Consider the following 24,978-nt stretch of genomic DNA (forward strand, 5'->3'; position numbering starts at 1 on the left):
TTCACTGCTGACATTTCCTGTATAGAGCTTCCGCAACCATGAAATCAAATCCATCATCAATGTCGATCGCCCGCTCTTTTGGAACGATCACTGATTTGACCTTGCCGGCAAATACACCAGAATTCTTCAAGATGAATTCGGGACGCGAGACGTAAGCCACCGTAGTCATATCGTAGGTAGTCGGTGCATCTTGCCGGCGCCGGATGGTGTCGTCATGTATGACTACTTCGCTATAACCATCTTCACCACGAACAACCATATTGAAATACGGGCTGCGAGCAGCTGGCGTCACGGTGACGACCATGTCCGTGCGTTCATCAAGCGCGGCAAGACACTGCTCGACATCTGTCCTTCCTCGCAAAGGGCTGGTTGTCGGCAGACTAAGAAACACTTCGAATGACTCGCCCCGCGCGTATAGAAACTGTATAGCATGTTGCCAAGCCAACCATTCCGAGGCAGTGTCGCTAGCAAGCTCAGGCGGCCTTTTGATTACTTCTACCGAAAGGCTTTCAGCTACGGCCGCAATTTCGTCCGAATCGGTAGAAACAAAGATCTTTTTCACACCGCTTATTTGCTGCGCTAAGATTATGGAATGACCTATAAGCGGGATGCCTCCCAAGGGCTTAATATTTTTCCCAGGCAGGCCTTTTGAACCACCACGAGCAAATATAAATGCGTATATGCTCATGATGCGAAATCTCCGATATCCACTACTTGCCGAGTGATTGACGAACGTCTTAGGGCTTCTATCAAACGCAAGGTATCCAAGGCTTGGTAGATGCTAACTTTGGGTGAGAGTTCACCCGCAGCCACTTTCACGAAATGAGAAATTTCTTCTAGGTACATGTCATTTCGATTGTAACTAGGATCGCTGAAAATTATATCTTCGCTATCACTGGCAGTACCAAGGCAAATACTATTGTGCAGAAGATCCCAAACCAGCGTGCCTGACTCCCCTACAATTTTGCAAATACGGGTCGGAGCCCGCTGCAAAAAATCCAGATGAATACTGGCAACAAGACCATCCTTACGACTTAAAATCGCGTGAGCGCTATCTTCCACATCGACATCAAGAGCCCCAGAGTTAGAAGCAACGCAATAGACTGAATCGAACCCTCCAAACAGCCACGTCAAATAATCTAGTTCATGGCTAAGCTCAAGCAAAACACCGCCGCCTAGTTTCTTACAGGCAGATACATTTTTTCGGTAGTCGGTTGCCGGCCGCCAGTCAGGTAGATACTGGCCGACCTCAATCGATACACTGTGGATGCGCCCTACTATCTGTTCAGTCAGCAGCTCTTTGAGCCGTATGGCCGATGGCATAAAGCGCAGGTTATAAGCAACTTCAATCTTGGCGCTATTTTCAAGCAGAACTTCGCCCGCTCTCGCAAAAGATTCCAGCGAATCCGACAAAGGTTTTTCGATCAGAACCGGAATACCTGCTCGCAATAAGACCGCGGCTTGATCCACATGAAAGGGGGCCGGTGAAGCGACGATCGCCAGCATAGGCTCCGCATTCAGGGCTTTCTCGAGACTTGTGTAGACGACATCGGCACCGACTTCTTCCTGGCTTAGCGCCCGGCCCGACGCAGACACGCATCCGACCCTTGCTTGGCTGAATAACGCCTTGATATTCGCAATATGACGGCGCGCGATGCTACCGCTGCCAACTACCAGATACAGCTGCTGGACGCTCATAGACTGCCGAACTCTTGCTGAGCGCGTTTGAAGTCTTCCATCCGCCCAATATCCAGCCAATATTCATGCACGGGAAACATGTTCACATCATTGCCGTTGGCAATCTCCCGCTCCAGCAGGGTTGGCATGTCGACCCGGACACCCGGCGCGACGCTTTTAACCAAATCGGGTGAAAGAAGGTAAATGCCTGCATTAATAAAGAAACGATGCACTGGTTTTTCAACCATCGAGCAGATGCGATGGCCTTCGCTCTGAATAACCCCATACGGCACACAATGCTCATATTCGCGGACGCACATAGTCGCTACGCCGCTATGGTCTTGGTGGAATTCCAGCAGGTTTTGGAAATTCAGTGTAGTCAGCAAGTCGCCGTTCATCATGAATAGTGGCTGATCAATTTCATCGTGAGGCAATAGACCCAAGGCACCGCCTGTGCCCAATGGTTCCTCCTCATGTATATAGCGGATACTGACGCCCCATTGGCTACCATCACCGAAATGTTCACGGATCATTTCTGGCATATAGTGGGTTGATATGAAGAAGCGATGGAATCCTGCATTGATAAAATTCTCGAGAATCAACTCGAGAATAGGTTTTTCCCCGACCTTAAGCAGCGGTTTCGGACAGTTATGGGTCAATGGCTGTAGACGTGTTCCAAAACCACCGGCCATGAGAAATACCGGGTTATCGCGATGTCGCTTGTTCAGGAGATCATGCAAGGTCTCCAAGCCAATGACACGACCTTCTTGGTCAACTACAGGCAACTGGAGCAATTGGTACTTCTCCATGTCTGCTAGGATCCGCTCCTTACTCCAATCCCTAGCGGCCGTACGAGGAGTGATACACATGACTTCGGCAACTGGAACATCGAGGGTCATGTGCTTCAACAAGGCGCGGCGAACATCACCGTCAGTCAAGGTGCCGAGCAGGCGGCGCTCAGCACTGACCACCATGACGATACGCAATGCTTCGCGGTCAAGCGTCGCGATAGCCTCTTCCAGAGTAGCTTCCGGACCGATGAGTGTGGATTCCCATTGCTTCATTTTTAAAAAACCTTCGTTATCTACTCACCGAGCGCTGCTTTGTTTCGCGCCGCAGGGCCTATTAATGTCAGCCGAGCGGCGAGGTCGCGAACCAACACGGCCCCGGCCCCAACGACGGATTCCTCTCCGACCGTAATCCCCTGGATCACAGTCGCGCCGCTAGCAATAAAGGCGTGATCTTTGACCTGGACGTTCCCACAAAGAGTGGCGCCTGGAGCGACATGTACGTGCTCACCCAAATAACAGTCATGATCCAGGCTGGCTCCCGTATTGATGATCGAATTAGAGCCAATTTTCGCGTCGGCTTGGATCACGGCGCCCGCCATAACTTGCACGCCTTCCTCCAGCGAGGCACTGGCGTCAACCCAGGCGGCAGGATGCACCAGCGCAGGAAAGCGAAAGCCTTTAGCTTTAAACCGCTCAAAAATTTTGCGACGACCTGTGCTTCCGACCAATTGCCCGATGCCATTGATCAGCCCAACAGACGCGGGATCCATTGCGTCAAGCGCCTCATCGCCACCCAAGACTCTAACGCCCCGCCACTGATCGCTGCCTTGCTGGGCCAGTTCCGGATCACAGACTCCGAACACATTCAGTCCGGACGCTTGGGCTAATGAAAGCAATACCTTCGCGTGGCCACCTGCACCTAGAATGACCAAAGGTAAGCTACTATCAATTATCGCTTTCATGGCTCGATAATCTCACCGGCCTGATATGTACGGGCCGAACGCCGCCCAACCAACCCCCACAGAGCAGTAGGAGGTAAGCCTTGCCCGCTGCGCGCGGTGGTTAGGTCCTCCCGGGAAAACACTTTACCTGCGGCTATCTCCCGAGCGGCAACCACTTGCTGGTGTGCTGCCTGACGAGTATCCCATTCGCTAGCCTGCGGGGCCTTGCAGGGCTCACCGAGGGCCAGTTCGAGAGAGCGGATATCCGAAACCATTCGTTTGAGCTCATCTGGCTCCAACGAAGCTTTGTGGTCAGGTCCCGGCAGCGAGCGGTCAAGCGTGAAGTGTTTTTCGATGACTTTGGCTCCGCGAGCCACAGCGGCAATCGGAATCAGGCAGCCTTCCGTGTGATCCGAGTAACCGACATCAAGGCCAAAGGCATGGGCCAACGTATCCATAGCCCTGAGATTAACTTCGCTCCAAGGGGTGGGGTATTGAGAGGTACAGTGAAGCAACGTCACATGCCCCTGTAACCGTTTCCGCGCCTCTCGGCAACTCCAACTACGCCAGACTTCATTCATGTCCGCAGGCTCCCGGCTTGATGCCAGCGCATGCGCGACTATGGCAAGACCCTGCTCTACCTCAGCGAGCGTCGCCATACCCGTGGAAAGGATCAGCCTCTTGCCAGTACGTGCGAACTGCCATAAAAGCGGGCCGTTGGTCAGCTCGCCAGAAGGGACCTTGAATAACGGCATGCCCAGCTCGGATAGAAAGATCAAGCTATCCGGATCGAATGCAGTAGAAAGGAACTCGATGCCTTTTTGCCGAGCATAGCGCTGTAGATCAACATGCCAGGCCTGGGGTAATTCCAACTTCTTGAGCATTACCAGCTGGCTTTCAGACTCATCCGTGCTCTGTTTCTGGTAAGCAGCCTTAGGGGCGGTCTTCGAAGCCAGACGTGCCGCATTGAAGGTTTGAAACTTGACTGCATCGACACCAGCCGCCGCTGCGGCGTCCACTAGAGCGAAAGCCAGCTCACGCTCACCATTATGGTTTACACCCGCTTCGGCGATGATGTAAACCGCATCTTTGTCGGACTGCTTCATGGGTCAACTCAGATTGTGGAATGACTTATTAAATGTCCCGTCGAAACGCTCAAGGACATCCACGATGGCTTCGGCTGCATTGCCTTGGCCGTAAGGATTGACAGTTTCTTTGCTGGCTTCGGCGAATTCGTGGGAAAGCGCTCGCTGAAGTGCAGCCTCAACGGCCTTGGTATTCGGCTCACAATGCAGCACAGAATCCGCGGCCAAACGACCTTTCTGGCGCGCACCGATGTTAACGGTAGGAATACCGAAAGCAGGAACCTCAATGATTCCGCTGGAGGAATTCCCCACCACAGCAGCCGACATAGCGACGGCACTCAGATAGCGTTTGAACCCGAGCGAAGGGATCGCCAACACCCGCTCAGGCTGGTTCTGCGCATAAGCTTCAAGTAATGGAATGATGGCTCTGCCACCGTTGTCTGCGTTTGGATAAGTCAGAATGATCTGGTGATCTGGAAATTTATCCAGCGCCTGCAAAAGCGCAGTGAAGCTTTGCTCCGGGTTCTCGTCCGATAGAGTGACCGGATGATAGGTCACCAACAGGTAAGGCGAGCGGAGCGCAAAGCCAAGGCTTTTACCGAGTTCCTCGATGGTCATTTTCGGGCTGCGACGCAAATGGTCGAGGCCAACCGCACCGACGTTGAAAACTCGTTCAGGCGACTCGCCCATCTGGATGACACGACGCCGATATGGTTCCGCTGCGACAAAATGCAAGTGAGCCATTTTGGTGATGGCATGCCGGATTGCATCGTCGTAAGCCCCTTCAGTAATTTCACCACCGTGCAAATGCACGATAGGAATCCGCATGATCAGAGCGGCCTGAGCAATCGCCAAAGCCTCGAAGCGGTCACCAAGCACTACCAACATATCCGGCCGTAAGCGATCTAGGGCATCCGCGAATCCTAAAGTTCCCAGTCCTATGGACTTGACGACTCCAACCGACGTATCTGAAGACAGGAGCATTTCTACCTTGGAATCGACACTGAAACCGTCCTGCTCAATCTGTCTCCAGGTTTCACCAAATTCAGGCGAAAGGTGCATGCCACTTACGATGACCTGCAAGTCCAGCTGAGCACTAGCCTGGATATCCTTCATCAACCAATAGAGCAAGCCGTACTCGGCTCTCGTACCGGTGAAGACTGCGACCTTGCTTTTCACGCCTTCCACCCCGGCAGGACGCTGCTTGGTACGTTGACAACCCGAGCCTCCAGCCATTCAGCATTCGTCAAGTCGCCTCGCAGGCAGTTAACGTACAGAGGCAGACGGTTCATCAACTTCCAGATCGGCCGCGTCATCACACCGCTGTCATTGGTAGACTTTAATAGCACGTCGCGTCGTGCAGGGCTTTCGCAAATAACAGCGTTGAGCCAGTAATTGGAGCGACAGCCTTCGGGCTCTTTAAAGAACTGCAGTTCGCTCCCTTCTAGTACCTCTGCATAGCGGTTTGCCAGCTCTCGCTTGCAAGCGATGAAGTCCTCCAATTGCTCCAGCTGCGCACACCCGAGCGCCGCATTTATATTAGGTAGACGATAATTATATCCAACTTCATCATGGACATATTCATATGGGTGTGGCTTCTTGGCTGTAGTTGTTAGATGCTTAGCGCGCGCGCCCAACTCTTCATCAGCCAAGATCATCCCTCCACCACCGGTGGTGATAATCTTATTGCCATTAAAGCTCAAGATACCTAAGCGACCGAACGTGCCTGTGTGCCGGCCTTTGTAAATACTCCCTAGCGACTCGGCGGCATCTTCGATAAGAACCAAGCTCCAGCGCTTACATACAGCAACGAGATATTCTATTTCGACTGGATGTCCGAAGGTATGCATGGGCAAGCAGGCCCTCAGCACTCTCTCATCTAGTTTAAGCCTGCATATACCGTCCGAGTCTATATATGCGTATTCATCCAGCCACTTCTCAAGCGCTGTAGGAGAGAGTCCGAGGGTATGCCGGTCAACATCGATAAAGACCGGAGCAGCGCCGCAATATGCAATGGCATTGCACGTTGCCACAAAGGTCAACGGCTGGGTTAAAACTAGATCGCCAGGCTGAACTCCAGCAAGCATCAGAGCGGCATGCAAGGCGGCAGTACCGTTGACCGTCGCGACCGCTTTTGGGCTACTGGTGTACGCAGCCATATCCCGCTCAAAGCGATCGACGAAAGCGCCCACGCTCGAAACAAAAGTCGACTCAATGGTTTCCACCACATAATCACGCTCGTGCCCGGAGAACACAGGGGCATGAAGCGGGATGAAATCATTTGTTTGGTATTGATCCCGCACAAACCTAATAAGGGAGTCGAACATGGCTTGATCTCAGACGTTGTAGATGTCGGCTTTATATTTAGCCAAATTCTCTGGACGGGACAACCAATCAATCGTTTCCTGCAACCCCTGCTTTATAGAGTAATTCGGAGTAAAGCTAGTAAGTCCGTTTATTTTGGTATTATCGCACCAGAGACGGAAAACCTCCGACTTTTCCGGGCGAATGCGCTGATCATCAGTCAAAAACTCAACATCACTACCCATGAGCTCACGGATCAGATTAAGAGTATCTCCTACCGAGATCTCATAGTTGGAGCCAATGTTAACAGTTTCTCCTATGGCCTTATCGCAGCGAGCCAACTCTAAAAAGCCACGACAGGTGTCAGCAACGTAATTGAAATCGCGGGTAGGGGACACATCGCCCAACTTGATCTCCTTTTTGCCACTAGCGATTTGAGTGATGATAGTCGGTATCACCGCCCTCGCCGATTGCCGCGGACCATAAGTATTAAAAGGCCGTGCGATAGTCACAGGCAAATCAAACGCATTAAAGAAGCTCATCGCCATAGAGTCAGCACCAATCTTAGATGCACTATATGGCGACTGAGCTTGTAACGGATGCTCCTCATCTATTGGAACGTACTGAGCCGTACCATAAACTTCGCTGGTAGAAGTATGAATAACGCGCTGCACGCCGTTTTCTAGAGCCGCCTGGCAAATATTTAAAGTTCCCTTCACGTTAGTATCAACATAGCTATCAGGCGCCACATATGAATAAGGTATTGCGATCAACGCAGCCAAATGAAATACAGCATCAACGTCTTTTGTGATGTGCTTGCAATAATGCGGATCTCGCACATCACCACTCACTACCTCGACATCGGCGAGACAGTCAATATCTTCAAGCCAACCCCAATAGTTAAAGGAATTATATTGAGATAGAGCCTTGACTTGATACCCTTCGCGCACAAGCAACTCTGTAAGATGCGAACCAATAAAACCATCAGCCCCGGTAACCAGCACTTTACTCATCAACCATCCTCCTATTCTGGAACACTAGAAAATCCGCATACTTTCTGATACACGGCAACTTTCCAAACAAGTATCACTAAAAACGACACGCACATTGCCCATACCACAGCAATCGCACCGAACATAGGAACACCTATAAAACATCCGATAAGAAAAACTAGAAAGCCAAGAACTTGGCTATATAAAATAGCCTTATCGTGGTGTTTTGCATACAAGCCAACATGAGGAGCCATGCTAGCTGCATAAATAATAACAGCCAAAAGCAGCCATTGCAGCAGATAGAGATTGTCTAAATAAATTTCCTTTCCAATCCAACTAAGTACAAAAGGACTAAAAAACAGCGCAAAAGCAGCCATCGTAACTGTAGCCAACACCAACGTGACAGCAAGCTCTTTCATATTCTTTTTGAATTTCTTCTCATCGTTCTCTTTCGCGGCAGCAACAACCTTAGGGTATAAGAAAGCAATCACACCTGCATCAAGAAAGGACACGATAGAAAACGCAACCCCAACAAATAAAACGTAGGCACCCAGGACATCTAGCCCAACAGCACTTTCGATCCAGTAACGATCGAAGGTAAACAAGCCGCGAATTGCAAGGCTTGCTATCAACAGCGGGAAAGCGATCTTAACTCCGCGTAAAATCCAGCGCCAATCACATTTTCTATTCCAAGTACTTTTATCTAGTTTAAGTACCCTTGCGACTCCTAATGCGCATGCAGCACCTGCGCCTATGGACCAAGCCAGAAACACAAAGTCTAGATTACGCGCCTCCTGTACGTACCCCATCAACAAAACAGCAACAATAGCCCAGACCCCACTCCTTAAAAACAAAACCAAGCTTGCTAAAAACTGCTCAGACATCACAACAAGCAAACGATTTAGCTCTTGCGCCGTATGCTCAAATAACAACAACACCAAGAACCATCCGACATACTTCAAAGACGAGAAGTACGCACCAAAGGCGAAAAGCAGCAACGGCAAAAACAAAGCATAACTGATCGCGAAAAACACCCACTGATCCCTAATTATAGGCAACCAACTTTCTTTACCGACACCAAGTAAATCGCGACTCGAATATGTATAAAACTCGAAACCAATTAAAAAAAACGAGTAACCAATGCTTGCAACAATCAACCCAAAGAGCCCCACCTCTTCTGGTGACAGAAACTTAGCCAGAAAGAAAATCAGCAAGAACTTACATACAAGTGTTCCACCACGAAGCGAAACATTTATCAGCCTTGAAATAAGCTCACTCATTCGCGGCAATCATCAAATGAACATAATTTTCTAAATACCAAAAACAATAATCAAATATCATCCAGGCCATCCTGCTCAGGCTTAGCCGCTACCCCGCCGTACGCGATATCGGCAAACAGTTCCTTGCACCTGTAACGTCTAAGTAGCTGAACCGTCAGCGCCTTCTTCGCCTCCTCCTCCCCATGCACCACTCTAATCTTGGTCGGCCACTCCCGCATCCCCGTCACGAACTCAACCAATCCCTTCTGATCAACATGAGCCGAGTAGCCACCAATGCTTGTCACCTTCGCCCGGATTTCGAAACGCTCGCCATCCAGATAGACATAGCCTCCTTTGGGCCCGTGCTGCTGAATGGCGTACCCGGGAGTCCCCTGCGCCTGGTAGCCGACGAACAGCACGTCGTGCCTGGGATCGTGCAGCATGGCCTTGAGGTAATTGACGATGCGCCCGCCGGAGCACATGCCGTTGCCCGCAATGACGATTGCCGGGCGTGCAGTTTGGGTCAGGTGGTTGACCACGGCGATATGGTCGGTGTGGCTGTCGATCTTGATCAGGTTATCGAATGCCAACGGATTGCGACCGGCCTCGACGCGTTCGCGTGCCTCCTGATTCCAGAAGGGCTTCAGGCTGCGGTAAGCCTCAGTGAAGCGGGTAGCCAGGGGCGAATCCAGGATGATCGGGAGCTTGGGCCAGTCGGTAGGTTCTAGCGTGCCGCCAGCGCTATCTCTGTTAGCTGCCGAGGGCTTTACCGTAGAAAGCTCCCCATGGTGATGAATGATTTCTTCCAGTTCGTAGAGCAGCTCTTGGGTGCGGCCAATGCTGAACGCCGGGATCAAAACGGTGCCCTGATCCTTGAGAGCGTGCTCGATAACGGCTTCCAGGCGTTGCCGGCGGCTGGCGCGGTCTTCATGCAGGCGGTCGCCGTAGGTGCTTTCCAGCACAAGGATGTCTGCTCGTTCGGGCGACTTGGGCGGCATGAGCAACGGTGCGTGCGGCGCGCCAAGGTCGCCGGAGAAAACGACGCGTATGTTCTCACCGGTGGCGGGATAGGTAAGGTCTATTTCGACATAGGCGGAGCCGAGCACATGGCCCGCGCGCTGTAACCGTATACGCGCCACGAGCTGGCTGGTCTCTTGCAATGTGAGCCATTGCTGGTAAGGCAAGGGCCGCAAGCGCTGTTCGACCAGCCTGAGGTAACGCTCAATATCGTTCTGGTCACGGCTGAAGCCTAGCCTGAAGGCATCTTCAAGGACGATAGGCAGCAATTTGGCCGAAGGCTCGCTGCAGTAAATCGGGCCCTTGAAGCCGGCAGCGAGGAGGTAGGGAATTCGCCCAACATGGTCGATATGCACGTGGGTGACGACGAGCGCTTGGACGGTGGCCAAGGAGAACTCGATATCCAGCCGTCCTGTAGCGGCGCGCCCATCGCTCGAAGTCTCGTTCCCCTGAAACAGGCCGCAATCGATCAGCAAGCTGTGGCTCGCATCCATGTGTAGCTGATGACAGGAACCGGTTACGCCATCCTTAGCGCCGTGGTGTTCGATATCTGGATAGCGCACGGTTATTCCTTCAACGGTGTCAACCAACGCACTCGCGACATGCTAGGCACGAGCCACCTTAAAAAATAGGCGGGAATACTACCGTCTTTTGGGGCCGTTGAGGTCTCAACGGTACGCCGACGGATGGATGGTCAGATTGCGGCGACCGGACGGCGCAGGTTGCGCACCAGCGCGACGAACACTCCGAGCATGCCGCCCAACATCAGCGCGAGGGCCACGATTAGTGCCTTCTTGGGTTTGATCGGCTGACGAGGCTCAACCGCTCGCTGATCGATGGAAACCAACTTGAGCGAACCAGCATCGAACTGCAGGGAGCGCAGCCTCGCCGCTTCTTCGCGCCAGCCAGCCAGGTCTTTCAGGAACAGGTCCTCGTTCTCTCGGCTTTTTAAGACCTCAATCTGGCGGTTGTGTTCAAGCAGCTTCAGCTCCCGGGCAATTTGTGCAATCCGCGGCTCGGTGAAATCGTCTGAGCGACGAGCCAGGAGCGCCTTGCGTTCGGCCTCCAATGCTTCGCTACCCATGAAATACAAAGGTATCTGCTGGTTGTTGACCTCGGTACGGATCACGCTGCCTTGGCCCGTGATCTCAGGCGCTCCAAGAGACGAAGGTGTGGTGGGTTTGCTTATACCCAGCGAAGTCGCGATTCGAATCGCTTCGTTGAGCTGATTGATGCGGTTATCGCGACGCGTCCGGAGCTGCTGGCGCAGGGCTGCCAATTCATCATTCAACTCTGCACGCTTGAGCGCATCCGCCTCGGTCAGCTTGGCAATCTTGATTTCCTTGCTGGCTTCATAGCTGGCACGAGCAGCGGCAATCTTCTTGTCAAGCTGACTGAGCCGGTTGCCGATTAGGGTTTCCAGATCAGCCGCTATCTCCTTGCGGACATTAGCCAGGGAGAAATTCACAAAACTGTTGACGATCTCAACCCCATCCAGCGCTTCAGGATAGGTGAGCTGGAGGCCGACATACGGGGACGTCCCCTCGGGCTTCTTTGAATCGGGTTGCAGCAACTTGAAGGCCTCATCGTTGAAGGCTTCAAAAGTCTGCTCAAGTGTTCGCCCTGGCTGCACGAGATCAGCGAAGAGCTGCGGGTGTTCGCGGAAGAAGGCCAGCCGATTCTCGTACGAGTCAAGCGTTGCCCCGACCTGCGCCAGCGCTTGTTTCGGCGACAGCTTGTAGATACCAAGATGATTCAACTCATCGAGATCTTTGATAGCGGCCGGCCGTAGCACGCTTTGAACGGTGTAATAACGAGGCGCCAGCATGGCGTAGAGCAACCCGACGAGCGTGCACACCCCAGCTATGCCGCCAATCAGGAACTTTTGCTTCCATAACGCGCGGAGGAGTTGGATGAGGTCAATTTCATCAGGCGTTGCCGAAGCAAGGACTTGCGGAGGAGTTACTGCGTTCACTTGAGATCCGTCTCGCTGAATGCGGCGACGCAGAGCGTGCGCCGAAGGCTATACCACTAGCGCACGGAAAAGTCCCGTCGCGCTAAGGGCCGCCATTCTGCCAGCCAGTTCACAAAAAACAAGTGACACGCCTCAACTTTAATTAGCGATTGTGAGCGCCTAAAGCGCCGTGCTAGATGCCCACCGACTTCAGTTATGCAGCCAGACAAAGCGTTTACGCCTTACCTGGCTCTTCGCAGAAGAAAGGAACACGGCAATTTACAACGCCGATGGGGCTTGCAGCTCGCGGCCGCGATTTGCAAGGCTGCGTACCAAAGCGGCGAATACGCCAAGCATGCCGCCAAGCACAAAGCCCAGCGCGAGAATCAGCGCCTTCTTGGGTTTGATTGGCTTGGACGAATCCAGCGCAGGCTGATCCAGGCGAACAAGCCTCAACCGATCGGTATCGAGCTTGATTCCCTTCAAACGGGCGGCCTCTTCGCGCAGCTCAGCGAGATTGGCCAGGTATAGGTCTTCACCCTCTCGCTCTCTGAGAATTTCCACCTCGCGATTATTTTCTAGCATCGCGAGTTCGGATTGGATCTCGGCGATTCGAGGCTCTATGAAGTCATCCGACTTGCGACTGGCGAGGGCATCACGCTCTGCGGACAGCGCTTCTGTTCCCATGAAATACAACGGGGTTTCCCGACTGTTAACCTCCGTCCGAATGACTTGCGCGCCGCCTCTGGCTAAGTCGGACATGGCGGACGGGCTTGTTGGCTTACGAATACCCAGCGATTCGGCTATCGATATCGCCTCCGTCAATTGTTGGATCCGATTGGTACGTCGCGTCTTGAGTTCAGCGCGCAAAGCGGCAAGTTCGTCCTGAAGCTGGGCCCGCTTCAGCGCGCTTTCTTCGAGCAGGGACGCGATCTTCGCCTCCTTGGACGCTTCATAGTTAGCCCGCTGCGCCTCGATGTTCATCTCCAGACTAGCCAGACGGTTTTTGACGAGGCTTTCTACATCCTCCGCAATTTCGCGGCGCTCAAGCTCCAACACATAAGCAACAAAGCCATTGACTACCGAAGCGCCGGCGACACCCTCGGGGTAAGTAAGCCTCAACCCCACGAACGCGCTGCGGTTCTCCGTACGCTTTGGATCAGGGAACAGCATCTCAAACGCCTCTTCGTTGAACTCAGCGAACGCCTGCTCCAATTGCTCGCCCCGCTCGGTGAGATTCGGAAACAGCTCCTGATTGTTCATGAAGAACTCCAGACGGTTGTCATAAGACGACAGGCCGCCTGCCACACGGTTGATGGCCTCTTCTGGAGTGAGCTTGTAGATGCCCGTCTCATTGAGCTGGTCCAGATTGCTCTGCGGCACTGGACGAAGGTAGGTTCGAGCTTGAAAGTACGGCGTCGCCAGGAAGGCGTACAGGGCCGCTAGCAGCGTAACGAGAAGCGTGATGCTAGCGATCAGAATCTTCTGTCGCCAAAGCGCACGGAACAGTTCGATCAAGTCAATTTCATCGTTAGATGAAGTGGGTTGCTGCACGATCATCCGAGGTCCTTGTTATGTGTGCTCATCACTGCGGAGCAAGCGAACCGGATTTTGTACGTACGAACCGCAAAAAGTTCAGCCGAATGATGGCTTTTAACAACTATTTAGGCTGATACCTCGTTGCCGCTGGGAGAGCAAACCTAGCCGCTTGTCAGTCCTCATCATTCACCCGATCCCGCAGTTCCTTTCCAGGCTTGAAGTGCGGAACGAATTTGCCGTCGAGGCTGACGGACTGGCCGGTTTTGGGATTACGGCCGATGCGCGGGGCGCGGTAGTGCAGGGAGAAACTGCCGAAGCCGCGGATCTCGATCCTCTCGCCGGTGGCCAGGGCCTGAGCCATCTGCTCGAGCATGGTCTTGATGGCCAGCTCGACATCCTTGGATGAAAGCAGCCCCTGCTGGGTGACGATTCGCTCGATCAACTCCGACTTGGTCATGGTTTTCCCTTCGTTTTCAAGCGGCTAGATCATTCGGGTTGCGTTCGTTTGTAGCATGTTGTTCAGAGTTTGAACAGCCCGAACGGGATTGACGACGAATGAGTGCTTGGTTTAGGAGACCGTGGCACAGATCGGAAATCTGGCTCGCCCGCCCGCTCATCGGCGGCGCCGGTCGAAGGCAGGATTGCTGCCAGATCTTTTTTAAGGGAATAAAAAAGGCGGGCTCTAGAGCCCGCCTTTCGTTTTGCCTACTGCAAATCAGTCTTCGCGATAACGGCGCAGCTTGAGCTGCTTGCCACCTACGCGGGTGTCCTTGAGTTTACCGAGCAGGCGATCGAGGCCATCTTCCGGCAGCTCGACCAGGCTGAAGCTGTCGCGCACCTGGATACGGCCGATGGCTTCACGGGCCAGGCCGCCCTCGTTGAGGATAGCGCCGAGCAGGTTACGGGCGGCGATGCCGTCACGCGCGCCCAGCGGGGTGCGGCAACGGGCGCGGCCTTCTGCCAGAGGCATCGGCGCACGACGCTCGCGGTCACCGCTACGCTCAGGACGATCGGAGCGCTCGCGCGGGCCGCTGCTCGGGACCAGCGGCTGCTCTTTCTCCACTTCGGCCAGGGTCAACGCCTGACCATTGGTGGCCTTGCGCAGCAGTGCAGCGGCCAGGGCGCGCGGACTGCAGCCGATGTCGGCAACCAGTTTGTCGAGCAGCTCGCCATGCGTGGCTTCGGCATCGGCGACCAGCGGCGCGAGGCTGTTTGTCAGCTTCTTGATGCGCGCGTCCAGCACCTGCTGCGCGTTGGGCAGACGAGCTTCGGCGACCTTCTGGTTGGTCACGCGCTCGATAACCTGCAGCATGCGACGCTCGCGCGGCGTTACCAGCAGCAGTGCGCGACCTTCGCGACCGGCACGACCGGTACGGCCGATACGGTGCACGTAGGACTCCGGATCGTACGGCATGTCCACGTTGAACACGTGGGTGATGCGCGGCACATCAATGCCGCGGGCGGCGACGTCGGTGGCGACGACGATGTCCAGGCGGCCATCCTTGAGCGATTCGATGACGCGCTCACGCTGGTTCTGGGCAATGTCGCCGTTCAGCGCAGCGGCCTTGTAGCCCTTGGCTTCCAGTGCGGCGGCCAGGTCGAGGGTGGCCTGCTTGGTGCGCACGAAGGCGATCAGCGCGTCGAAATCCTCAACTTCGAGCAAGCGCAGCACGGCTTGGATCTTCTGATCGGCATGGACCATGAGGTGCGCCTGCTCGATCCGCGCGACGGTCTGGGTCTTGGCAGCGATCTTGATGTGCTGCGGCTCGCGCAGGTGCTTCTCGGCGATAGCACGGATGGAGTGCGGCAGCGTGGCGGAGAACAGCACACTCTGGCGGCTTTCCGGCATGGCTTCGAAGATCACTTCCAAGTCGTCCATGAAGCCGAGCTTGAGCATCTCGTCGGCCTCATCGAGGACCAGGAAGCGGATGGTCGACAGCAGTTCGCTGTTGCGACTCAGGTGGTCGACCAGGCGGCCCGGAGTGGCGACGATAACCTGCGCGCCCTGACGGATGGCCTTGAGCTGCGGGCCCATCGGGGCACCACCATAGATGGCGACGACGCTGACGCCCGGCATCTGCTTGGAATAGGTCTCGAACGCGGTGGCGACCTGCAGCGCCAGTTCGCGGGTCGGCGCGAGGATCAGCGCCTGCGGCTCACGCTTGGCCGGATCGATCTTGGACAGGATCGGCAGCGCGAAGGCGGCGGTCTTGCCGGTACCGGTCTGGGCCTGGCCGATCATGTCGTGACCACCGAGGATCACCGGGATCGCCTGGGCCTGGATGGGGGATGGTTCTTCGTAGCCGACTGCGCTGATGGCAGCCAGAACAGCGGAGTGAATACCGAGTGCGGCAAAGCCGCCGATTTCCTGGGTCATGGGTCTTGTCTCTGATGCTCCGCAAGACCCATTGTTCCGAAGCTGCGCATGCCGTGCAAAACCCGAAGGTCACCCTGGCAGCCTGGTCGGCGGGGTTGCGAAAACGTATGGATGATGAATCGTCAAGATAGTCCGCTCGAAGCGGACAGCAGCCGAAGCGGCGCTTCGTGTGTTGCAGTACCTGAACGCAGGCTGGGTTTCAGCCGGCGCGTACTATACCGGATTAACGTGAAGCTGTGCGGATATTTTACGGCGCAGCGGATAGCGCGATGCCTCGGGACTACCCGCGGCTGCGCCTCCCACCGGAACTGGTGGGTGGCGCGGCTTGGGGATCAGGCCGCTTCACTGTTGGCGGCGCTGACACGGAAACGACCGACCAGCTGATGCAGTTTGCCGGCGGTGTGGCGCACGCGCTCGGCGCTGTCCTGCAGCACGCCCAACGTCTGCCCCATTTCACTGGAGGCCTGGTCGACGCCACGAATGGTCTGACCGTAATGCAGGCTGCGCTCGTTCAGCCCCTTGATGATCTCGAACATGCGCTCCACGGTTTCGTGCAGATGGACGTTTTCCGATGTCGCCTCCTCGGTCAGTCGCAGGCTGCTGTCGACATCCTGCACGCCGCCCTGCATGAACGACACGGCCTGGCGCGTCTCGCCCTGCAGGCTCTCGACTTTCTCGCGGATGTCCTCCGCTGCCTTGGCCGTACGCAGCGCGAGCGAGCGCACCTCCCCCGCCACCACGGCAAAGCCGCGCCCGTGATCACCGGCGCGAGCGGCTTCGATCGCGGCATTGAGCGCGAGCAGGTTGGTCTGGTTGGTGATATCGCTGATCAGGCGGACGATCTCGTCGATCTCGCCCATGCGGCTGTCGAGCAGCTGCACGCTCTGCGCCGAGCGCTGCACCACGTCGCGGATGGACTCGGTGCCCTCACGTACGGTCGCGAAGCGCGCGCGTGCACGACTCATCACCTCGTCCATCGCCGCCTTCATCTCCTCGGCGGTCATCGAGGCCTGCTGGATCTCGCCCAGCTGCTCTTCCACCAGCAACAGCAGCTGATGTATGGATTCGGCGACGTCGCTGGTGGTCTGCCCGGCTTCGCTGCTGCGAGCAAGCATCAGCTCATTGTCCTGGCGCACGTGCTTTGATACCTGGATCACCTGGCCGACCACGCCATCCAGGCTGTCGATGAAGCTGTTGATCCAGCGCGCCATGTCGCCGCTCTCGTCGCGCTGCATGGTGCTGCTGTCGAGCCGCTGACGAAGGTTTCCCTCACCCTCGGCGAGGGTGCGGATCACTTCGGTCATCTCCTGCATGCGCGCTGCCAGCCGACGCGGGCCGAAGGTGGCGAATGCCCAGGCGCCGAGCACGAGCAACACGCCGTTCAGCAGGTAGAGCGCCGCCTCGGACAGACCACTGAAGGCCTGCAACAGGCTGCCGGTAGCGAACAAGGTGGTCACCGTGAGCAGATAGGTCTTCATCAGCCCGACGCTCAGCGAGCGCCGGCGATAAACCTCCTCCAGATCAGCCTCGCACATCATGCCCCAGCGATCCGGCGAACCGCGCAGCTGGAAGGTCACGCCTTTGCCGATCACCGGGATGTGGCGGTAATCGGAATAGCCGGGATAGCTGACGAACAGGTTGGAGCCCCTGGCGATGGTTTCCCGCACGCCGGGGTGGAGCTGGCCGGTGGCCGGATCGGTAAAGCGCAGCTCCAACTCGGTATGCCGCTGCACACGTACCGTACCCCAGCGGGTGTGCACCCCGCTCTTGAGGTTTTCGCCGTGGCTGAAGGTGCCGTCCTCGAAGCGTGAGCGCGACAAGGCCGTGCCGGGCTGGATGCGGCTGTCGAAGCGCGAATCGACCATGAACAGGTAGTTGTCGCCGGATTCCGGATAGACGTGCCCGGCTTCGCGCTGAATCAGATCCCCCAGTACATCGTTCGGCACCCGCGCGCAGAGGCAGCCGAGGCGTTTACCTCCCACCTGCACCGGTTGGTAGAACATCAGCGTCACCGCGTCATGAAAACGCGAGGTGGTCGGCCCCAGGCGCTCGGTCAGCGGATCACGGTAAGGCCCATGCAGGAACGGCTCGCTCAGCCCCTGGGCCACGGCACGGGCATCGAGATCCTGCTGACCGACATGCGCGGCACAGGTCGAGGTCAGCACCCGCCCCTGCGGGTCGATGACGAACAGCTCGGACAGATCCGGCAACTGAGCGCGCTTCTTCTCCAGAGTCTGGACATCGACATGCGCCAGATCCTCGCCCAGGCTCGCGGCCAGGTCAGCCAGATGCTCCCAGTGGGTGTTCACCCAATTCTGCAGAATGCGCACCCGCGATTGCGCTACGCCCTCGAACACCTGCTCTATGGCCGCGTAGACGCCGCGGTTCAACCAGCAGGACCAGCGCATCGACAGCTTGCCAGTGCGCCCCAACCAGGGCAGCCAGTGACGTTCGCTAGGGGAAAGTTGCATCTGCAGGCTTTGAAGCTGGGGCACCGGGCGTTCCTTATTGCCGAGAAGACATACTGGCAAACTGCAATTAGCAGACCAGCATGCAGCTGCGCGACGGTACCGCGCACACTTGGGTCTTAGCCCACCATTGATGCTCGGCTATTCCAGTGGGCTGAAGCCCACCCTGCGGGCTGCTTGCGCACCAGGAACGCTCATGCTCGCCCTGGAAGCCGTCGCAAGTAACGCCTGGACTAGCGCAGCGCTCTGCGCAGGGGGGGTGTGGCGAAACGCCGCGGACTGATATCCCGGCGCGGGTGCGCTGCAAACGCACCAATTCGGGTCCCGCAAACCATCACGGTGCATCGCCGCGCACCGCTTTGTCGCACTGCTTAGCTAGCTGGGCGCAGTGCCTCGATCAGCGAATCCAACGAATAGCCAAGGCGCGGCGCGAGTGCCTCGGCGCGCTGGCGCAGATCGGCAACGTCCAGCATTTGCTCGAGGTCGGCCGGCACCAGCACGACCACATTGCCCTCCTTCACCGGACACTCCCAGTAATGCCGGTGGTACAGCCCGCGAAACAGCGCCGCACCGAGCGGACGATCATCATCGGTGCCCCACTGGTTGATCACTAGCCAGCCTCCCGGATTGAGCTTTTCCTGACAGCGCTTGAGGAACGTCCAGGCCAGGTGCGCGGCATCCGGGCCGGCATCGTTGTAGAGGTCGACAAAGATCAGATCGGCCGTTTCGGCGGTTTCCAGCAGCTCGGTTGCATCTCCGATGCGAATATACAAGCGCGGGTCGTCCTGCAGTCCGAGGTAACGCATGGCCAGTTCTGGCACCGCCGGGCGCAGCTCGATGACTTCGACATCCTCCAGCGGCAGGAACTTGAGGCAGGCCTGGGTGAGATTGCCTGCACCCAGCCCAAGAAACAGCGCGGTCTCCGGCTGCGGATGACAGAGCGCCCCGAGCAGCATGGCGCGGGTGTAGTCGTACTCCAGCCAGGCCGGATCGGCAGTGAACACGCAGCTCTGCTCGACTGCGGCGCCAAATTCAAGAAAGCGGTAATCGCCCACCTCGAGCACCCGAATGAGGCCGAACGCGTCGCGCACCTCTGCGAGCAAACGCTCCTCTTTTTCCATCGCTGCACTCCGCAAGGTCCGGCCCGCCGGTTGGCAATCGGCGCATATTACGCAGCCCGATAGGCCATCGCTATCTCCAGCGGCGGAGCGCTTCGGGTAACATCGGCGGACTTTCTGCGATAACTGGAACGATCATGAGCCAAGCCTGGAGCCCTTCGAGCTGGAGAGACAAGCCGATACAGCAACAGCCGGTGTATCCGGACGCCGAGCACCTCAAGCAGGTGGAAACGACGCTCGCCGGGTTGCCGCCGCTGGTCTTCGCCGGCGAAGCACGCGAGTTGCGTCGGCAGTTCGCGGAGGTGACCCAGGGCCGGGCGTTCCTGCTGCAGGGTGGCGATTGTGCCGAAAGCTTCGCCGAATTCTCGGCGCCCAAGATTCGCGACACCTTCAAGGTGCTACTGCAGATGGCCATCGTCATGACCTTTGCCGCCGGCTGCCCGGTGGTGAAGGTCGGACGCATGGCCGGTCAGTTCGCCAAGCCGCGCTCGGCAGGCGACGAAACCATCGACGGCGTGACGCTGCCGGCCTACCGCGGCGACATCGTCAATGGCATCGACTTCAACGCCAAGAGCCGGGTGCCCGATCCGGAGCGCCTGCTGCAGGCCTACCATCAGTCCACCGCCAGCCTGAACCTGCTACGCGCCTTCGCCCAGGGCGGTTTCGCCGACCTGCATCAGGTGCATCAGTGGAACCTGGATTTCATCGCCAACTCGCTGCTGGCCGAGAAATACCACCAGCTCGGCGCGCGCATCGATGAAACACTGAAATTCATGCGGGCCTGCGGCCTGGACGGCGCGCCGCAGCTGCGCGAGACCAGCTTCTTCACCGCCCACGAGGCGCTGCTGCTCAACTACGAGCAGGCCTTCGTGCGCCAGGACAGCCTCAGCGGCGGCTGGTACGACTGTTCCGCACACATGCTGTGGATCGGCGACCGTACCCGTCAGCTGGACAGCGCTCACGTTGAGTTCCTGCGCGGCGTCGGCAACCCCATCGGGGTGAAGGTCGGTCCCAGCATGGACACGGATGAGCTGATCCGGCTGATCGACATCCTCAATCCGCAGAACGACCCCGGCCGCCTGAACCTGATCGTGCGCATGGGCGCCGACAAGGTCGAAGCCGACCTGCCACGTCTGGTGCGCACGGTGCAAAACGAGGGTCGCCAGGTGCTGTGGAGCTCCGACCCGATGCACGGCAATACCATGAAGGCATCCAGCGGCTACAAGACGCGCGACTTCGAGCGCGTACTCGCGGAGGTCCGCCAGTTCTTCGACGTGCACCGCGCCGAAGGCAGCTACCCGGGCGGCATCCATATCGAGATGACCGGGCAGAACGTCACCGAATGCATCGGCGGCTCGCGCCCGATCACCGAGGCCGGCCTCTGCGATCGCTACCACACCCATTGCGACCCGCGCCTGAATGCCGACCAGTCATTGGAAATGGCTTTCATGATCGCCGAGACGCTGAAGCAACTGCGCCCCAGCTGAGGTCCAATCTTTCTGCGATACGGCGGCCCACCGTCGCCGTAGTCGAACAGGTTGGCAAAGCATGACGAGCTATCGACCGTCGCAGGGTGGCCGCTGGTCTCGAACGGCCCTGACTGGCTCGGCATCCGGATACGCATGCCTCATGCAGTTCATAGCACGCTAATAATTAGCAACACCGTTTATTCGGTAGCTAACTATTGACTGCTAGAATCCGCGACGTTTTGACCCATGCCGGCGCCCTGGCAGCCGGGTCAGCTGATTGAAGGAAAACTGCATGACCGATTCATCCCAGAACAAGGGGGCCGTTATCGCGGCCTCCATCGGCCTGTTCCTCGGGCCTCTGCTCTTGTTGCTGTGCATTCTCACCGAGCCACCGGCCGGCCTGTCGGAAACCGCCTGGCTGACCGTCGGCATGGCCGCGCTGATGGCGGTGTGGTGGTCCACCGAAGCCATCCCGATTCCCGCCACCTCGCTGCTGCCGATTCTGCTGATTCCGGTGCTGGACATCGACACACTGGCCAAGGCCACTGCGCCTTACGCCAACCCCACCATCTTCCTGTTCCTGGGTGGCTTCCTGCTGGGTCTGGCGATGCAGCGCTGGAACCTACACAAGCGCATCGCGCTGGCCACTCTGCTGGCGGTCGGCAACGCGCCGAGTCGACAGATCGCCGGCTTCATGATCGCTACAGCGTTCATCAGCATGTGGGTCAGCAACACGGCCACCAGCATCATGATGCTGCCGATCGGCCTGTCGGTGATCGGTTTGCTGGTTGCCGGCAGCGACAAGCGCGATGGCGAGCGCTTCGCCGTGGCCTTGCTACTCGGCATCGCCTATGCCGCCAGTGTCGGCGGCATCGCCACGCTGATCGGCACGCCGCCCAATGCCTTGCTCGCCGCCTTTCTGCGCGAGAACTATGACGTGCACATCGGTTTCGGCCAGTGGATGCTACTGGGGCTCCCGGTGAGCCTCGGCATGCTGCTGTTCATCTGGTGGTGGCTGACCCGCGGCGGCTTCAAGCTGTCCGGTGGCGACAGCCGCGCCATGCTGGAACAGGAGATGGCTGCACTGGGACCGATGAGCAGGGCCGAAAAGCTGGTCGCCGTGGTGTTCACCCTGGCGGCACTGGCCTGGATCTTCCAGCCGCTGCTGGCCGAGTACGTCGATGGCGTGAACGACACCAGCATCGCCATGGCCGCCGCGCTTTCGCTGTTCCTGATTCCTGTGAATCTGCACCAGCGCGTATTCCTGATGGACTGGGAGCAGGCCAACAAGGCGCCCTGGGGCGTGCTGCTGCTGTTCGGTGGCGGCCTGTCGCTGGCCGGAGTGATCGGCGCGTCCGGGCTGGCGCAATGGATCGCGCAAAGCCTCGGCGGCTTCGGCACCCTGCCGCTGATCCTGATGATCGGCCTGGTGGCGCTGGTCATCACCTTTCTGACCGAGATCACTTCCAACACCGCCACGGCCGCGGCCTTCCTGCCACTGCTGGGCGCCCTGGCGGTGGCTCAGGGACTGTCGCCAGAGATGCTGGCAATTCCGGCAGCGATCGCCGCCAGTTGCGCCTTCATGATGCCGGTAGCCACGCCACCCAATGCCATCGTGTTCGGTACGGGGCAGATGCACATCCAGTCGATGATCAAGGCCGGCTTTGCCATCAACCTGTTCGGCGTGATGCTGGTCACCCTGCTCTGCTACGGCCTGGTCGGCTGGATCTGGGCGAGCTGACACACGCACAGAAACGAAAAAGCCCAGCATCGAGCTGGGCTTTTTTTGTCCACCGCAGGCCGAGGATCAGGCCTTGACGCGCGACTTGTACTCGCCGGTGCGGGTGTCGATCTCGATCGAGTCGCCGATTTCGCAGAAGGCGGAAACCTGCAGCTCGGCACCGTTCTTCAGGCGGGCGGTCTTCATGACCTTACCGGAAGTGTCGCCACGTACGGACGGCTCGGTGTAGGCGATTTCACGAACGATGGTGGTCGGCAGTTCGACGGAGATCACCTTGTCGTTGTAGAAAACGGCTTCGCAGACGTCGGTCATGCCGTCTTCGATGAAGGTCATCACGCCTTCGAGGTCGTCCTTCTCGATTTCGTACTGGTTGAACTCGTTGTCCATGAAGACGTACAGCGGGTCGGCGAAGTAGGAGTAGGTCACTTCCTTGCGCTCGAGGATGACCGGCTCCAGCTTGTCGTCAGCCTTGTACACGGTCTCGGTAGCCGAACCGTTGAGCAGGTTCTTCAGCTTCATCTTGACCACGGCACTGTTACGACCGGACTTGTTGAACTCGGCTTTCTGGATGACCCAGGGTGCGCCGTTGATGATGGCCACCTGGCCGGCACGGAACTCTTGTGCGGTTTTCATAGAAATATCCGAAGGAATTAGAGACAAAAAACAGGCCGCGTATCATAGGGTCTGTTCCCATATCGTCGCAAGCCGCGTGACGGCGCGCGGCCCTGCGTCAACCGTGAACAGCCTCCAGCCAGTCGGTGAAGAAGAACATCAGCTTGCCGGCCAGATCGCCGTTGGCGACCTGTGCATGCGTCCAGGCCTCGGCATGCTCGAGCAGCGCCGGGTACTCCCGCAGCAGATCAGCCCAGGCTTGCGCGGCGCCCTCCCTGGCGTTCCAGGCGTGCCAGAACGCGCGCAACGCCGTGCCAGCCGCCGGCGCAAGGCCGTTCGCATAAAGGTCGAGAAACGCGTTGAGCTTGTCCCAGTGCGCGTCGTCTTCCTGCGGGTAGATGTGCCACACCAGCGGGCGCCCGGCCCACTGCGCACGAATGAAGGACTCCTCGCCACGTACGGCATTGAAATCACAGCTCCACAACAGCAGGTCGTATTCGTCCTGCGTCATGAACGGCACGATGCAGATCTGCAGGCTGCCGCGCTGATAACGCTCCCCCGCTTTCAGCCCGGGCACGCCGAGCCAGGCCGCGACATCACCCAGTACCCGCCCTTCCGGCACCAGCAGCTGATTGGTCCGCACGTCAGCCGCCAGCGCGTCCAGCCAGCCCGCAACTGCCGGGTTTTCGTAGGCGAACAACGACAGCAAGCGCGCATCCGCTTGCCGCACCACGCCAAGCGTGGCGAGAAAATCGGCCTGCTGCTGCCGATCCCGCTGGAAGCTGGCCCGACGCAGCATCAGATCGGCTTCGCGAATCAGGCCGCCAGTGGCAGCCTCGAACCCTGGAAAGAAGAAGTACTTTTGCACACCGTTGGGCTGCAGTGACGGCAGCGCATGACAGCCGACGATCCAGTCCTCGGCGCTCAGGTACTCCAGATTCAGCCAGAGAATCCGCCGCCCGCTGCCGGCCATGGCATTTATATATTGCTGCGGCAGGTTGCAGGCGAACGCCTCGATGACCACATCGGCAGGCTCGACTCCCGGCCACTGGCTTGACCAGCGCCTGACATCCACGCCCTCATGGAGCTGCTGGTCGGCATCGGCACTGGCAGCCGGACAGAGCCGCGCAAAGGTTTCCAGATCGTCGACCCACAGCCTGACGCGCTGACCATGCTCGGCCGCCAGCTGTCGCGCCAGGCGCCAGGTAACGCCAATGTCGCCGAAGTTGTCCACGACGGCACAGAAGATGTCCCAACTTGCCTTGACCGACAAACCCATGCTCCTCGAACCGATACGGCGTTTTCGTGCCACTGAAATAGCCGCGCAGGATACATGAGCCGCAGCCACGGCCAAACGGACTCGCCGACTACGAGGCAGCCGAGTGAACGTAGAGTAGACATGCGAAAGAGCCCCGACGCATGAGCGCTCGGAACTGAAAATCTGGAGGGAAAAAGCGAGCGTTATGGAGGTGAACCCTACCAGCCACACCCCGGCACACAATGTCACCGCTGCGGCTGCTCCCTTCCGGGCCTGACCGGGTTCACGGCTGATCGTTGCGAGGGGACCGGCAGGGCCCACCATAACGAAACCCGCCTGGCGGCGAGCGGCGCCATTGTACCGGCTTATCAGCAAC

The 24,978-nt window shown here is 57.6% G+C and carries 20 protein-coding genes and 1 other RNA gene; 2 read left to right on the forward strand and 19 right to left on the reverse strand.

Annotated elements, in window-relative coordinates:
• Position 1: 1 nt before the first annotated feature.
• The 16 genes from OUY36_RS13410 to OUY36_RS13485 form a co-directional block, all read right to left on the reverse strand.
• Entirely contained in the window at positions 2–688 is a 687-nt protein-coding gene (locus OUY36_RS13410) for an acylneuraminate cytidylyltransferase family protein (RefSeq protein ID WP_267934662.1), read from the reverse strand.
• Positions 685–1,698 carry a Gfo/Idh/MocA family protein gene (locus OUY36_RS13415; RefSeq protein ID WP_267934664.1) on the reverse strand — a complete coding sequence of 338 codons (1,014 nt, stop codon included), beginning with the start codon at positions 1,696–1,698 and terminating at the stop codon, positions 685–687. The genes OUY36_RS13410 and OUY36_RS13415 overlap by 4 nt, the downstream gene beginning before the upstream one ends.
• Positions 1,695–2,741, reverse strand: a complete 1,047-nt coding sequence (locus tag OUY36_RS13420; protein WP_267934666.1) for a nucleotidyltransferase family protein — start codon at positions 2,739–2,741, stop codon at positions 1,695–1,697. Before OUY36_RS13420 ends, OUY36_RS13415 begins: the two co-directional genes overlap by 4 nt.
• Before the next feature lie 20 nt (positions 2,742–2,761).
• Complete coding sequence (locus tag OUY36_RS13425) at positions 2,762–3,430, reverse strand: acetyltransferase (RefSeq protein ID WP_267934668.1); 669 nt, start codon at positions 3,428–3,430, stop codon at positions 2,762–2,764.
• Positions 3,427–4,515 carry an N-acetylneuraminate synthase gene (gene neuB / locus OUY36_RS13430; RefSeq protein ID WP_267934670.1) on the reverse strand — a complete coding sequence of 363 codons (1,089 nt, stop codon included), beginning with the start codon at positions 4,513–4,515 and terminating at the stop codon, positions 3,427–3,429. The genes OUY36_RS13425 and neuB overlap by 4 nt, the downstream gene beginning before the upstream one ends.
• Before the next feature lie 3 nt (positions 4,516–4,518).
• Positions 4,519–5,673 (reverse strand): UDP-N-acetylglucosamine 2-epimerase, encoded by a 1,155-nt coding sequence (neuC, locus tag OUY36_RS13435; protein ID WP_267934672.1) that lies wholly within the window; start codon positions 5,671–5,673, stop codon positions 4,519–4,521.
• The gene (locus tag OUY36_RS13440; protein ID WP_267934674.1) at positions 5,670–6,821 is read right to left on the reverse strand and encodes a LegC family aminotransferase; all 1,152 of its coding nucleotides are present in this window, start codon (positions 6,819–6,821) and stop codon (positions 5,670–5,672) included. The genes neuC and OUY36_RS13440 overlap by 4 nt, the downstream gene beginning before the upstream one ends.
• A gap of 9 nt (positions 6,822–6,830) precedes the next feature.
• A complete protein-coding gene (locus OUY36_RS13445; RefSeq protein ID WP_267934676.1) occupies positions 6,831–7,811 on the reverse strand; it encodes an NAD-dependent 4,6-dehydratase LegB in 981 nt (326 codons plus the stop codon).
• 11 nt (positions 7,812–7,822) lie between these two features.
• On the reverse strand, positions 7,823–9,070 hold the full coding sequence (locus OUY36_RS13450) for a lipopolysaccharide biosynthesis protein (RefSeq protein ID WP_200595363.1): 1,248 nt from the start codon (positions 9,068–9,070) through the stop codon (positions 7,823–7,825).
• Between the two features lie 50 nt (positions 9,071–9,120).
• Positions 9,121–10,629, reverse strand: a complete 1,509-nt coding sequence (locus tag OUY36_RS13455) for an MBL fold metallo-hydrolase (RefSeq protein ID WP_267934679.1) — start codon at positions 10,627–10,629, stop codon at positions 9,121–9,123.
• A 131-nt stretch (positions 10,630–10,760) separates the two neighbouring features.
• Positions 10,761–12,041, reverse strand: coding sequence for a Wzz/FepE/Etk N-terminal domain-containing protein (locus tag OUY36_RS13460; protein ID WP_267934681.1), 1,281 nt, complete (start codon positions 12,039–12,041; stop codon positions 10,761–10,763).
• A gap of 258 nt (positions 12,042–12,299) precedes the next feature.
• Entirely contained in the window at positions 12,300–13,580 is a 1,281-nt protein-coding gene (locus OUY36_RS13465; protein ID WP_267934683.1) for a Wzz/FepE/Etk N-terminal domain-containing protein, read from the reverse strand.
• Positions 13,581–13,731: 151 nt separating this feature from the next.
• A complete protein-coding gene (ihfB, locus tag OUY36_RS13470) occupies positions 13,732–14,016 on the reverse strand; it encodes an integration host factor subunit beta (RefSeq protein WP_053527594.1) in 285 nt (94 codons plus the stop codon).
• A 258-nt stretch (positions 14,017–14,274) separates the two neighbouring features.
• Complete coding sequence (locus OUY36_RS13475) at positions 14,275–15,936, reverse strand: DEAD/DEAH box helicase (RefSeq protein WP_125865509.1); 1,662 nt, start codon at positions 15,934–15,936, stop codon at positions 14,275–14,277.
• A 332-nt stretch (positions 15,937–16,268) separates the two neighbouring features.
• Entirely contained in the window at positions 16,269–18,431 is a 2,163-nt protein-coding gene (locus tag OUY36_RS13480; protein WP_267934686.1) for a methyl-accepting chemotaxis protein, read from the reverse strand.
• A gap of 344 nt (positions 18,432–18,775) precedes the next feature.
• Entirely contained in the window at positions 18,776–19,525 is a 750-nt protein-coding gene (locus OUY36_RS13485; RefSeq protein ID WP_125867883.1) for a spermidine synthase, read from the reverse strand.
• Between the two features lie 134 nt (positions 19,526–19,659).
• Between OUY36_RS13485 and OUY36_RS13490 the strand changes: the two genes are divergently transcribed.
• Entirely contained in the window at positions 19,660–21,009 is a 1,350-nt protein-coding gene (locus OUY36_RS13490; RefSeq protein WP_267934688.1) for a class II 3-deoxy-7-phosphoheptulonate synthase, read from the forward strand.
• Positions 21,010–21,283: 274 nt separating this feature from the next.
• Positions 21,284–22,732, forward strand: a complete 1,449-nt coding sequence (locus OUY36_RS13495) for an SLC13 family permease (protein WP_267934690.1) — start codon at positions 21,284–21,286, stop codon at positions 22,730–22,732.
• A 66-nt stretch (positions 22,733–22,798) separates the two neighbouring features.
• Here the strand turns inward: OUY36_RS13495 and efp are convergent, their stop codons facing one another.
• From efp to ffs, 3 genes are all read right to left on the reverse strand, one after another.
• Positions 22,799–23,365, reverse strand: a complete 567-nt coding sequence (gene efp / locus OUY36_RS13500) for an elongation factor P (protein ID WP_011913626.1) — start codon at positions 23,363–23,365, stop codon at positions 22,799–22,801.
• 97 nt (positions 23,366–23,462) lie between these two features.
• Entirely contained in the window at positions 23,463–24,617 is a 1,155-nt protein-coding gene (earP, locus tag OUY36_RS13505; protein ID WP_267934693.1) for an elongation factor P maturation arginine rhamnosyltransferase EarP, read from the reverse strand.
• Between the two features lie 201 nt (positions 24,618–24,818).
• Positions 24,819–24,915: signal recognition particle sRNA small type (gene ffs / locus OUY36_RS13510), an RNA gene on the reverse strand.
• Positions 24,916–24,978: the final 63 nt, after the last annotated feature.

Source organism: Stutzerimonas sp. R40042 (genome assembly GCF_026642215.1).
Classification (GTDB): domain Bacteria; phylum Pseudomonadota; class Gammaproteobacteria; order Pseudomonadales; family Pseudomonadaceae; genus Stutzerimonas; species Stutzerimonas frequens.